This is a genomic window from Rhodococcus sp. SBT000017, from assembly GCF_003688915.1.
In the GTDB taxonomy this organism is placed as follows: Bacteria; Actinomycetota; Actinomycetes; order Mycobacteriales; family Mycobacteriaceae; genus Rhodococcoides.
Window position 1 is genome coordinate 1,788,470 of record NZ_REFU01000001.1, and the last position, 12,137, is coordinate 1,800,606.

At 64.1% G+C, this 12,137-nt stretch carries 14 protein-coding genes; 5 read left to right on the forward strand and 9 right to left on the reverse strand.

Annotation, left to right across the window (positions count from 1 at the left end):
- Window positions 1-50: 50 nt before the first annotated feature.
- The 4 genes from AYK61_RS08175 to AYK61_RS08190 all read left to right on the forward strand — a co-directional run bounded on the left by AYK61_RS08175 (window position 51) and on the right by AYK61_RS08190 (window position 6,010).
- Window positions 51-1,088, forward strand: a complete 1,038-nt coding sequence (locus AYK61_RS08175) for an endonuclease domain-containing protein (protein WP_121870436.1) — start codon at window positions 51-53, stop codon at window positions 1,086-1,088.
- The gene (locus AYK61_RS08180) at window positions 1,085-1,729 is read left to right on the forward strand and encodes a hypothetical protein (protein ID WP_121870437.1); all 645 of its coding nucleotides are present in this window, start codon (window positions 1,085-1,087) and stop codon (window positions 1,727-1,729) included. Before AYK61_RS08175 ends, AYK61_RS08180 begins: the two co-directional genes overlap by 4 nt.
- A 17-nt stretch (window positions 1,730-1,746) precedes the next feature.
- Window positions 1,747-4,869, forward strand: a complete 3,123-nt coding sequence (locus tag AYK61_RS08185; protein WP_121872564.1) for an ATP-binding protein — start codon at window positions 1,747-1,749, stop codon at window positions 4,867-4,869.
- Window positions 4,870-5,029: 160 nt separating this feature from the next.
- On the forward strand, window positions 5,030-6,010 hold the full coding sequence (locus AYK61_RS08190; protein WP_259468172.1) for a mechanosensitive ion channel family protein: 981 nt from the start codon (window positions 5,030-5,032) through the stop codon (window positions 6,008-6,010).
- A 9-nt stretch (window positions 6,011-6,019) separates the two neighbouring features.
- Here AYK61_RS08190 and AYK61_RS08195 read toward each other — a convergent pair whose 3' ends face one another.
- Together AYK61_RS08195 and AYK61_RS08200 are read right to left on the reverse strand one after the other, a co-directional pair.
- Window positions 6,020-6,463: a PRC-barrel domain-containing protein gene (locus tag AYK61_RS08195; RefSeq protein ID WP_121870439.1), complete on the reverse strand. Its 444-nt coding sequence runs from the start codon at window positions 6,461-6,463 to the stop codon at window positions 6,020-6,022.
- Window positions 6,463-7,077, reverse strand: a complete 615-nt coding sequence (locus AYK61_RS08200; RefSeq protein WP_121870440.1) for a PRC-barrel domain-containing protein — start codon at window positions 7,075-7,077, stop codon at window positions 6,463-6,465. Before AYK61_RS08200 ends, AYK61_RS08195 begins: the two co-directional genes overlap by 1 nt.
- 291 nt (window positions 7,078-7,368) lie before the next feature.
- On the opposite strand from AYK61_RS08200, the gene AYK61_RS08205 reads away from it, so the two are divergent.
- Window positions 7,369-8,682: an AIM24 family protein gene (locus AYK61_RS08205; protein ID WP_121872565.1), complete on the forward strand. Its 1,314-nt coding sequence runs from the start codon at window positions 7,369-7,371 to the stop codon at window positions 8,680-8,682.
- Between the two features lie 7 nt (window positions 8,683-8,689).
- Here AYK61_RS08205 and AYK61_RS08210 read toward each other — a convergent pair whose 3' ends face one another.
- The 7 genes from AYK61_RS08210 to rpsS form a co-directional block, all read right to left on the reverse strand.
- Complete coding sequence (locus AYK61_RS08210; RefSeq protein WP_147458299.1) at window positions 8,690-9,577, reverse strand: glycosyltransferase family 2 protein; 888 nt, start codon at window positions 9,575-9,577, stop codon at window positions 8,690-8,692.
- Window positions 9,578-9,677: 100 nt separating this feature from the next.
- Window positions 9,678-9,956, reverse strand: a complete 279-nt coding sequence (gene rpsQ, locus AYK61_RS08215) for a 30S ribosomal protein S17 (RefSeq protein ID WP_032397542.1) — start codon at window positions 9,954-9,956, stop codon at window positions 9,678-9,680.
- On the reverse strand, window positions 9,953-10,198 hold the full coding sequence (gene rpmC / locus AYK61_RS08220) for a 50S ribosomal protein L29 (protein WP_032376634.1): 246 nt from the start codon (window positions 10,196-10,198) through the stop codon (window positions 9,953-9,955). Before rpmC ends, rpsQ begins: the two co-directional genes overlap by 4 nt.
- The gene (rplP, locus tag AYK61_RS08225) at window positions 10,198-10,614 is read right to left on the reverse strand and encodes a 50S ribosomal protein L16 (RefSeq protein ID WP_027496313.1); all 417 of its coding nucleotides are present in this window, start codon (window positions 10,612-10,614) and stop codon (window positions 10,198-10,200) included. Before rplP ends, rpmC begins: the two co-directional genes overlap by 1 nt.
- Before the next feature lie 3 nt (window positions 10,615-10,617).
- Window positions 10,618-11,427: a 30S ribosomal protein S3 gene (gene rpsC, locus AYK61_RS08230; RefSeq protein ID WP_121870442.1), complete on the reverse strand. Its 810-nt coding sequence runs from the start codon at window positions 11,425-11,427 to the stop codon at window positions 10,618-10,620.
- Window positions 11,427-11,849, reverse strand: coding sequence for a 50S ribosomal protein L22 (rplV, locus tag AYK61_RS08235; protein ID WP_037188319.1), 423 nt, complete (start codon window positions 11,847-11,849; stop codon window positions 11,427-11,429). Before rplV ends, rpsC begins: the two co-directional genes overlap by 1 nt.
- A complete protein-coding gene (rpsS, locus tag AYK61_RS08240; RefSeq protein ID WP_008718309.1) occupies window positions 11,846-12,127 on the reverse strand; it encodes a 30S ribosomal protein S19 in 282 nt (93 codons plus the stop codon). Before rpsS ends, rplV begins: the two co-directional genes overlap by 4 nt.
- Window positions 12,128-12,137: the final 10 nt, after the last annotated feature.

Below are 12,137 nucleotides of genomic sequence, written 5' to 3' on the forward strand. Positions count from 1 at the left end.
CTCGGTACGGTTTCGGGGATGGGACATCTTGGGATCAGCGAGGCGCGGCGATGACGTCGACGGATGACGACGGCGGATGGTGGTCGAGTCTGCCACTGGATCGCGTCGTCCGACTGCACGGTGCCACCGAGCGCGAACTCGCCGAGTCCGTGAATCCTCTGCCGTCGGATTCGCCCTCGATCGTGTTCTTCGCGGTCGATCCCACGACGGCGAGTCGTGCCGTCGATCTCGTCGATGCGGTGGTCGCGGAGTTAGAGAACGCGGCAGTCGACTCGATTCCGCTGTTGCTCACCGAACTCGATCACCACGAAGGCTCGTCGACGTTGGATCGGCGCGCTGCACGCGTCGCGGCTGTGCGGCTCGCCGGCGACACCGCACACTTCGGCCCGTACGTCGGGTCACTCGCAGACGCCGCGGTCGCGGGCCGGTTGCCGCGTCGAACCGCATTCACCGTCGAGACCCGAGCCGCAGGGTCGGCCCGAGTCCTTGCCTCGGCTCAGCATCGAAGCACTGCTGCCCTCGTGTTGGTCGTGCCCGCCGGAATGGATGCCGGAGTCGTCGCAGCGGCGGCGGAATGGTTGTGCGCCCACGCCGAGGCCGCCGTGTGGGTGACTGGCGACGGGGCCTCGAACATGGACCGATTCCCGTCGGTCTCGGTACGTGCGCCGGAAGTACCCGATGGTGTCAGCACTGTCCTCGACCGATTCCGACCGCTGAGCTATCCCCCGATCGCGGGTCACCCTCACCCGGCAAGCGAACCCGAGAAGCGCCTGTGTCGCGCGCTGGACGCCCACGACTGGGCCACCGGGCGTGAGCACAACCGCTCGATCCGACTCGGCGAGCTCAGCCGTCCGTTCACTGTCGACGTACTGTGGCGCACCGAGAAGGTCGTGGTGGAGATAGACGGCAACGAGCATCGGGCCGTCGACCGGTTCGCCGAGGACCGCGTCCGTGACAACCAGCTGCAGACACACGGCTACATGGTGTTGCGCTTCACCAACGCTCAGGTGATCGACGATCCGCAACGTGCGGTCGCTACCATCCGCGAGGCAGTATCGAGAAGACGATCGAAGGGGGATCCTCGATGAGTACCGAAGACCTGAACGGGACCGAAATAGCAGTGCTGCTCGTCCTGATGGCCGAAGCGAGTCCGGTCAAGAACTCCGAGCTCAAGACGATGGGCCCCGAACTCAAGAAGACACCCCGCGACAAACTGGAGAAGTCCGGTCTTATCGACGTGAACCGGAACGTCACTCCGATGACACTCGAACTCACCGACAAGGGGTGGCGGATCTGCGGCGAACTCATCGGTGGGGAACCACCGGCTCGATCGACCGGTGCCGGTAAGGCCATGTTCACCGTGTTGGCGGGGTTGCGTCGGTGGCTCGATCGCACCGACAGCCGCCCGGCGGATGTGTTCTCGCCGCGAACAGATGAGCCTGCGCCCGTCGAGAAGACCGAGACGACGGTCGACATCGAAGGCTCGATTCGCGCGGCCTATGCCCGGCTCGCGCGCGAACCCGGCAGCACCGTTCGGCTCTCCAGGCTGCGAAACGAGTTGCGCGACATACCTCGAAGCGATCTCGATGACGCCCTTGCGCGTCTGCGTCGCGCGGCAGACGTCTCGTTGATACCCGAGGAAAATCAGAAGACGCTGACCGATGAGGAACGCGCCGCGGCCGTCGTCGTCGGAAATCAGCAGAACCACCTTCTCTCGATCGAACCATGATGGGCGTTGAGTCGACGATGACGGACAACGAGCAGATCCGAGCTCTCGAATCGGTGCGGTTGAGCTGGGCACCGACCCCCGACGACGTGTGGCGTTCGCAGTCGAACGTGCACGTGCCGGGAATGCACGAACGTGTGTTCCTCGAGGTGATGAATGCCTACGACGACGCGGACGCCTCCGATGACGCCAGTCCGCTGGGGGTCGTCGTGCGCGGCCCGGCCGGTTCGGGCAAGACGCATCTGCTCGGCCAGGTACGAGAAGAAGTGCAGCTCAAGGGCGGCTACTTCTTTCTGATCAGGTTGCTCGACGCTGCCGGATTCTGGCGCTCGACGCTGATGGGGATGCTCGACGACCTGATGCGTCCGTCGGGACGCGGATCGGACAGCCAGCTCGGGCTGTTGCTCCGACGCCTGTGCGAGATCGGCGAGATCCCCGAGGATCAGCGTGCAAAGATCATGGGCGAGAACATGATCGACTCGGACACGTTGAACGATTTCGTCACTGCGGTGTACAAGGTTCACCCCCGCCATCGACGGACGTCGCAGCACACGCTGCGCGCGCTCGTACTGTCCATCGCGCCCGATTCGGCCGTTCAGGATCTGGGTGACGCGTACCTGCAGTCGATCGACGATGTCGATCCCGACGAGTTCTCGGCCTGGGGCATTCGCCGGGCCGAGCTCGGCCATCAGGGCATCGCCGAGAACATCTCGCGCCTGCTCGCCATCACCGGTCCGACGATTCTCGCGATCGACCAGATCGACACGCTCGTGGCGCAGTCTCGTACCGGATCGGATCAGGAGTTCGCCGATGCGCAGGAAGACAAGGTCGTCGAGCAGCTCGCACACGGCTTGATGTCGTTGCGCGAGACGCTCCCCCGCACTGCCTCCGTGCTCTCCGCGTTGTCGAGCGCCTGGGAACTGATCGCCGCGCGCGGCGTCGCGCCGATGCGTGACCGCTTCCGAGTCACCCAGTCTCTCAAGCCGATTCCCTCGTCGGACATCGGACGGCTGCTTCTCGGACGACGTCTGGCAGCGTGTTTCCTCGAAGCCGGGTTCATCCCGCCGCACCCCACGTGGCCGGTCGCGCCCGACGCGTTCGAGCAGGCCCCGGATTTCACTCCGCGCCAGCTTCTCATCGCCGTCGATCGGCACATCAGGCATTGCCTCGACACCGGCGTCGCGTCGGAGCTGGAGAGCTTCACCGACAGGTCCGGTCCAACCGATGCGCCGGACCTGCCCACCGCACGGGTCAACGAACTCGACGCGCTCGACGATCGATACAAGCGACTGTGCGAACAGGTGGACGTGTCGGTTCCGTTGGCACCCGACAGTGAGGACTCGATCGTTCCCGCACTGCTGTCGGCGGGATTGACCGCGTGGATTCACGAACATCAGTCGTCCGACGACAGCCTGGCTCAGGACCCACCGCCGAGCGGAAAGCCGGCGCTGCACGCGCGCCTGCGTCACACCGTCGATACCGATACCGACGACGAGGAGCACTGGTGCTTCCGTGCGGTCACGTCCGGCAACGCTCGCGCCGCGTTGGCCCGGGTCGAGCGGGCAGTGACGACGGCGGGCCTGCGCATCGACATGCCGAGGCGACGGCTGATCCTGATCAGGAACGACCCGTGGCCCAACGGCGCGAAAACCGAGCAGACGATCGCGGCCCTGCGCCGCGCCGGCGGCATCGTGGTGCCCCTCGGCGACGAGGACCGCAGGTCCCTGGCGGCATTGTCGATCCTGTTGGCCGAGAACTCCCCCGCGCTCACATCCTGGTTGCTCGCACGCAAGCCGGCACACGATGTCGAACTCTTCGGGGCGGTGCTGCCCGCTGTGAGTGTCGTCGACGACGACACCGCGCTCATCGAACCCGAGACACCCAGCGTTGCCGCGCAGCCCGCGGTGTCGCGGCGGCCGTCGATCGTGGTCGGTGCCGAACTGAGCACCGGTGCGGATGTCGCCATTCCACTCGAAGCGCTGCGCAAGCACACGGCGATCTTCGCGGGATCCGGCTCGGGCAAGACGGTTCTGATCCGCCGGCTGGTGGAAGAGTGTGCCCTGCAGGGTGTTTCGGCGATCGTGCTGGACGTCAACAACGACCTGGCTCGGCTCGGCACCGCGTGGCCCGAGGACGAGAGGACGTGGCCTCCGGGTGACGAGGCCAAGGCAGCGGCGTACCTACGCGACACCGACGTCGTGGTGTGGACGCCGCGTAAGTCGGCCGGTCGGCCGCTCAGCTTCCAGCCGCTACCCGACTTCGCCAGTGTCGTGGGCGACGCGGACGAGTTTGAGGCCTCGGTCGAGTCCGCCTTGGCCTCGCTCGAACCGGCCGCGGGTGTCCTCGGCACGTCCCAGAAGGCCAAACATGGTCGGGCAGTGCTGAAATCGGCCCTCGATCAGTTCGGTCGCCGTTCGCGGGGCGGGGATCTGTCGGACTTCATCGACCTGTTGGAAGAATTCCCCGAGGACGCGAGCGAGATGCGCGATGCGGTGCGCATCGCTGCCGGACTGGCCGAGAATCTCAAGGCCGCCGCCGCGAACGATCCGATGTTCGCAGGAGCGGGCACGCCGGTCGACCCTGCTGTCCTACTGACACCGGCCGAGGGCAAGAAAGCCCGGGTATCGGTGATCAACCTCGCGGGGCTGACCACCGACGAGCAGAAGCAGAGCTTCGTCAATCAACTCCAGATGGGGCTGTTCGCCTGGATCAAGAAGAACCCGGCGGGCGACCGGCCACTCGGAGGTTTGTTCGTCATGGACGAGGCGCAGAATTTCGCACCCTCCGACCGGAGCACTGCGGCAACCCACAGCACCCTGGCCCTGGCGTCGCAGGCGCGAAAGTACGGACTGGGACTGGTGTTCGCCACGCAATCTCCGAAGGGCCTGCACAACCGCATCGCGGGCAATGCGTCCACTCAGTTCTACGGCCTGCTCAACAGTCCATCGCAGGTCGAGGCCGCCAAGGAGATGGCGCGGGTGAAGGGTGGCTCGGTTCCCGACGTCGGACGCCTGCCTGCAGGTCAGTTCTACGCGGCGGTGGAGGGCGCAGAATTCCGACGCACCGCCACTCCACTGTGCCTGTCCTACCATCCGAAGAGTCCGCCCACCGAGGAAGAAGTCATCGCGTTGGCTCAGCTGTGACGACCACCCGACGGATGGGCAGGACAGCCGCTCGTGTCCCGGTCATCGCACCACACCGATACCAGGAATGCGATGCGCCGAGTCTCGACTTCGGTGCCGATTGCACCCGTATCGTGGATGCCTGCAGCCTGATCGGCAGTCGGAGTAGTTCGTGAGCGTCATGTATACGGCACAGTCCGTCGAACTATTCGGGGTCACCCTCGTGGGAGTCAGCATCACGACCGGCGTGAAGCTGGTGGTCACCGCCGTCTTCGTCACCATCGTGCTCGCTCTGCGCCGGCTGGTGTTGGCACTCACGCGCCGATCCCTCGGGGGCGAGGTCGGTGATTCGCGGCGATTCTGGGCGCGCCAGGGCCTGCAGGTGATCGTCGCCGTAGTTCTCGTGCTGGGCCTGGTATCGATTTGGGTGACCCCGAATACCGATATCACCACCGGCGTCGGATTGATCAGTGCAGGTTTGGCTTTCGCTTTGCAGCAGGTGATCACCTCGCTGGCCGCCTACTTCGTGATCCTGCGAGGGGACACCTTCGGAATCGGCGACAGGATCACTCTGGGCGGTGTGCGCGGTGACGTCGTCCGTCTCGGCTTTCTCAAGACCACGATCATGGAGATGGGCCAACCGCCGGCTGTGTCGGACTCCGATCCCGCAATCTGGGTCAACTCGCGCCAGTACACCGGACGCCTGGTCACCGTCACCAACGGTGTCATCTTCACCGATCCGGTCTACAACTACACCCGTGAATTCCCATATCTATGGGAAGAGATCGTTCTGCCCATCGCCTACACCGACGACCGACAGTTGGTGGAGCAGATCCTCCTCCGTGCTGCACGCGACCACGCGGTGGTGGACGACCCGAGCGCCAACGGCGCTTTCGAGTCCATGCGCAGGCGCTATGCCTTGGCACCCACATCGTTGAACCCGTCGGTCTACTGGCGGATCACCGACAACTGGGTCGAACTGTCGCTACGGTTCCTCGTGCCGCACCGCGGCGTCAGAGCGATCAAGGACCTCATGACCCGCGACATTCTCGCCGGTCTGGACGAAGCTGGAATAGGTATAGCGTCAGCCACCAACGCGATCGTGGGGATTCCCGATCTCAAAATAGTCGATGCTCGTCGACACCCGGACGCACACCAGTGAGGTGTGAATTCAGCGATCCCGATGATCGAGGACGACGGCATACGACCCGACTCCGGTGAGGGTGCGTCCCTCGATGGATACGGTGTCCACGATCACCGACGTGACAGCGCCTGTCTCCGGATCGAACTCCACGTCGTCAACCGTGCCGAGATCGACCCCAGCGGTACTGAGCGCGCGTTTACCGATCACGCGGTGGGCTTTGCCGTGCAGTTCGGACAGTGAGTCCTCGGTTCCGATATCGACGATGGAGTCCGCCGACTCGACTGTCACTGCGTCCGAACCGAACGAGGAAATACCGGACCACATAAGCGCATCACCGGTTTTGCTTTTCTTGATCTGTAGACCGGCTACGGTGCGACTTCGCGGATCGACAAGAAATTCCCCGACGGCCCCGACAGTGTCGGCGGTGGAGGTGCTCACTACCTTGCGTCCGATGGACTCTGAGAACAACATCAGCGAGTTCCCTTCAGCTGTGCTCGGAAGGCGTCCACGGCCGCGCCGAAACCTGCGAGGTCGTCACGTACGAAATCGGTGGCACTGGCCGGAACCATGAGGTGCTCGCCCGAGGCCGCAAGTGTGTCCGGCAGCGGGATGAGCACGGTTGCTCCCTTGTTCTTCATCGACTCGGAGGACTTGATCTCGTAGCCGACGACGTCGCACTGCCCGCCGTTCCGTCCGCTCACCTCGATGATCACGTCGACGACAGTGCCCAGATCCGTTCCCGTATCCGTCAGGACAGTAGAACCCAGAATGTCCCCACGACGCTCCGGCGCAGGCTCGAAATTCTCACCGTCGTCCTCGGCTGCGGCGAACATCTGATCGGCGGGGGTCAGAGCGTCCTCGCTGAGAATCATCACCGCGTCAGGTCCGAGGGCAGCCACCGATCGCCACGGCATGACCTCTTTCTTCGGGCCGGAGAAAAGGCCTCGGCCTGCGAGGGTGAAGCCTGCTACGGCCCCGCCATCCGGGGCGTACACGATGTCCTTGACCTGCGCGACGTCCTCGCCTGCGAAGGTGACTACGGGCCTTTTGGCGATCTCACTCGACCGCATCAATTTTTCGCTCATGGTTCTTTTTTCGTAGGCGTTTCGTTGCGCGGCGCGGTGATGATCACGCCTCCGGACCGACGCCGGGCCTGCACCAGCAGTACTGCTCCGACGATCGCCACAATCAACACGAGGGCCACAATGACCCAACCCCACCACTGCATAGTGAGCACCCTTTCTCGACAAGAAGTGAATGAGCCCAAGGATCACCCGCTCGGCTTCCTGTACTACCCCTTGACGCACACCTTCAAACGCGACACCGGCGTCTCGGCAGATTCTCGTACACCAGATGTGCCTGGCACACTGGTTCCTGTGAAAGTCCTCGCACGCGGGGAGAACTGCCCTGCACCAACTGGTCCACTGACGGTCGAACTGAGTAGTTCGACGCACGTCGACGTGTCGGCTCTGCTGCTGGCCTCCAACGGCCGCGTGCGGTCCGACGCCGATATGGTCTTCTGGAATAAGCCCGAGGGTGCAGGCGTCGAATACCGACGCGCGTCGTCCGGCCATCTCGTTCGGGTGGATCCGTCGGCGATTCCAGCCGACATCGAGACCGTCGTCATCGCTGCTTCCCTCGATGGCACCGGGCCGACGACGTTCGCAGCAGCCGGACCGGTATCTGTTGCCGTGTCCGACGCGTCGGCACCTCAGGTCTCGTACTCGGCAGACGGCATCGGTGACGAGTCTGCGCTCGTGTGCATCGAGGTATACCGGCGCGGCGATCAGTGGAAAATCCGCGCCGTCGGCCAGGGCTATGCAGATGGCCTGGCGGGGTTGGCCACCGCATTCGGCATCAGCGTCGAAACGGACGAGCCACCCGCGCCCGCCGAGCCGTCCTCACCCATCACGAATTCCACCGTGAATTCACCTGCTCGACAAGGAGTTCTGGCCATGAGAAGCGAACTGTTCGCGCCCGCCCACGCCGAGGTTCCCGGCTCGGGTATCCAGAAGCAGGGCAGCAAGATGTGCCGAATCGGGATGAACGGCGACATCATGGCTCGAGCCGGTTCGATGGTCGCCTATCAAGGCAATCTGCAGTTCGAGGCCAAGGGCTCCGGAGGCATCGGCCGGGCTCTGAAACAGGCGTTGTCCGGCGAGGGCGTTCCGCTGATGAAGGTCACCGGCCAGGGGGATCTCTTCCTCGCCAACGCCGCCCAGGACGTGCATCTCATCGACCTGGACGGCTCCGACGGTCTGACCATCAACGGCGCCAACGTCCTGGCCTTCGAATCCACGCTGAGCTACGACATCAAACGGGTGCAGGGTGCAGCGGCCGGCGGCAACGCGGGCTTCTTCAACTGCGTGTTCACCGGCCGTGGCCGCATTGCCATCACCACCGAAGGCATTCCGGTGGTGCTGAACGTCGATCAACCGACGTTCGCCGACCCGCAGGCGGCCGTCGCATGGTCGTCCTCCTTGCAGACCAGGGTCAAGAAGAACGATTCGTTCGGTCTGGGTGCGCTCATCGGCCGCACGACCGGAGAACGATTCACCCTCGAGTTCGCCGGCGATGGATTCGTCGTGGTTCAGCCCTCGGAGCAACCTCCTGGTGGTCTGGTGGGTGGCACCGGTGGCGGAGAGCAGGCCGGCGTCGGCGGGGCGCTCGGCGGCTTGTTGGGCCGATGACCTCGCGTCACAGGAACAGCGTCCGGTAGCGGATCGAGCCTTGTAGATGACCGACGACCACCGCCGCGGCACCGATCCACTGTCCGCGGGGTGACCTCGAAAGCGCGTGCGGGACTGCAGGATTCGTGACCAGCAGTCGCAGGACATGCTGTGCAAAGTCCGTGTTCGACAGTCCGGTGAACCCGTACTCGCGATACGCCGAATACAGCAGAACGTCGCCCACGGCATACCTGCGCACCTGAGACCAGAACTCCCGAACCGTCGGTCTGAGCCGGTAGTCGACGATGGCTGCGCCTGCATGAGCCATCCGATACCCGGCCAACTGCACCCGCCACGAGAAATCGAGGTCTTCTCCCCCATCGGTAATAGTTTCGTCGAAGCCTCGAACAGCCCTGAACACCGATGACCACACCCCGAAGTTGCACCCCGGTGCGTACGGCAGAAAGTCGGTCTCGAAACCGTGGAGAGATGGGCTCAGGGGACGTCGGCGGTACGTGGCCACCGAGTTCACCACCGAGGTGTCGAGCGATCCGCTCACGAGATCAGCCGTCGAGGCAGTCGCTACCAGCTCGCGCAACCAGGCGGACCGCACCACATCGTCCGCGTCACAGAATGCGAGGAACTCGCCTGAGCTGTGAGCCGCACCCGCGTTACGTGCGTGAGATGCCCCAGCCGAACCGGAAGCGTCCACGTAGTGCACGACCTGGCCGTCCACCCGCACCCGCTCATCGAGCCATTCGCGCAACCCGTCGATCGAACCGTTGTCACTGACGATGACGTCGTATGCGCCGTCGTAGTCCTGCGCGGCCAGCGCATCGAGCTGGTGTCCGATCGTAGCGATCGCGTCGAACGTCGGAACGATCACCGACACCAGTGACGGTCGAGGACGCTTCATGGTTGTCGACTCGTTCACGGCTCACAGCCAACCAGACCTGGCATCGAACACAAAAAACCCACCCTCGTTGCCGGGGGTGGGTCTTTCGAGCATCAGATGCTTACTTGGCCTTTTCGAGAACCTCGACCAGTCGCCAGTGCTTCGTGGCGGACAGCGGGCGGGTCTCCATGAGCTGAACGCGATCGCCTACGCCGGCGTCGCCCTTCTCGTCATGTGCCTTGACCTTGGTGGTGCGACGGATGATCTTGCTGTAGAGGGGGTGCTTGACCCTGTCCTCGAGCTCGACCACGATCGTCTTCTCCATCTTGTCGGATACGACGTAGCCGATCCGAACCTTACGGTTGTTGCGCTCTTCAGTCACAGTCTTTTCCTCGCTCATGCTGCGTCACCTGCTGTGTCCTCGGAAGGACCAGAGGCCAAGCCGAGCTCACGTTCGCGGAGCACCGTGTAGATACGCGCGATCTCGTGGCGCACCACGCGCAGTCGACGGTTGTTGTCCAACTGGCCGGTAGCCATCTGGAAACGAAGGTTGAACAGCTCTTCCTTCGACTCACGCAGCTTGGTGACCAGCTCTTCACCGGTGAGCTCGCGGAGCTCTGCGGCTGGGGTTCCGGTAGCCATCAGAACTGCTCCTCCCTGGTGATGATGCGTGCCTTGATGGGCAGCTTGTGGATGGCGCGAGTCAGTGCCTCACGCGCGATGGTCTCGTCGGGGTACGACAGCTCGAAGAGCACACGACCCGGCTTGACGTTCGCGATCCACCACTCGGGCGAACCCTTACCGGAACCCATGCGGGTCTCGGCAGGCTTCTTGGTGAGCGGGCGGTCCGGGAAGATGTTGATCCAGACCTTGCCGCCACGCTTGATGTGGCGAGTGATCGCGATACGTGCGGACTCGATCTGACGGTTGGTGATGTAGGCGGGCTCGAGAGCCTGAATGCCGTAGTCACCGAATGTCACCTGAGTTCCGCCCTTGGCGGCACCCGAACGCTTCGGGTGGTGCTGCTTGCGGTGCTTGACCCGGCGGGGGATCAACATGCGTCAGCCCTCCTGAGTGGGCTCGGTCGAGGTCGGAGCCTCGGTTGCGGATGCCGCGCGGCCGGCCTCGGTGCTGGTCGCCGTGGTGCCCGAGGCACCGCTGCGACGCGGACGAGTGGGACGCTCACGACGGGGACGGTCTGCACCGGCGGCCGGAGCCGCAGCGGCAGCGAGTTCACGCCGTCCGCCGACGATGTCGCCCTTGTAGATCCAGACCTTCACGCCGATGCGGCCGAAGGTGGTCTTGGCCTCGTACAGCCCGTAGTCGATGTCGGCACGGAGCGTGTGCAGGGGAACGCGTCCCTCGCGGTAGAACTCCGAGCGAGACATTTCGGCGCCACCGAGACGGCCGGAGCACTGAACACGAATGCCCTTGACGTTCGGCTGACGCATGGCCGACTGGATGGCCTTGCGCATTGCGCGACGGAATGCGACGCGGTTGCTGAGCTGCTCGGCAACACCCTGGGCCACGAGCTGAGCCTCGGACTCGGCGTTCTTGACCTCGAGGATGTTGAGCTGAACCTGCTTGCCGGTCAGCTTCTCGAGAGCTCCGCGGATGCGGTCGGCCTCGGCGCCACGACGACCGATGACGATGCCCGGACGTGCCGTGTGGATGTCCACGCGAACACGGTCACGGGTGCGCTCGATCTCGACCTTCGCGATGCCTGCGCGCTCCATGCCGGTGGCAAGAAGCTTGCGGATCTCGACGTCTTCCTTGACGTACTCCGAGTACTGCTTGTCTGCGTACCAGCGCGACTTCCAGTCAGTGGTGATACCCAAGCGGAAGCCGTGCGGGTTGATTTTCTGACCCACTACTGAGCCCCTTCCTTGGACGCCTGGCCCTTACGACGGTTGCGAGACGTTCCGCCGGTCTTGGGCAGGCTTTCGACGATCACCGTGATGTGGCTGGTGCGCTTGCGGATCCGGAATGCCCGGCCCTGAGCGCGCGGCTGGAATCGCTTGAGGGTTGCACCCTCGTCGACGAATGCAGTGGCGACGATCAGCGTGCTGGGATCGAGATCCAGGTTGTTCTCGGCGTTGGCGGCTGCGGAGGCGATCACCTTGGCGACCGGCTCGCTCGCTGCCTGCGGCGCGAACTTGAGGATGTTCAGGGCGTCCTCGACGGAGCGCCCACGAACGAGATCCACGACGCGACGTGCCTTCATCGGCGTGACGCGAACGTGCTTCGCTACGGCCTTGGCAGTCGGATTGGCGGTGGGGGTGAAGTTGGTCATCGCCTCTTCGCCTTCCGGTCGTCCTTGATGTGACCCTTGAACGTGCGGGTCGGTGCGAACTCCCCGAGCTTGTGGCCGACCATGGAGTCGGACACGAACACCGGCACGTGCTTGCGACCGTCGTGGACGGCGAAAGTGTGACCGATGAAGTCGGGCAGGATTGTCGATCGACGGGACCAGGTCTTGATGACCTGCTTGGTTCCCTTGTCGTTCTGGACGTCAACCTTCGCGAGGAGGTGATCGTCTACGAACGGGCCTTTCTTCAGGCTGCGTGGCATTCTGAACTCC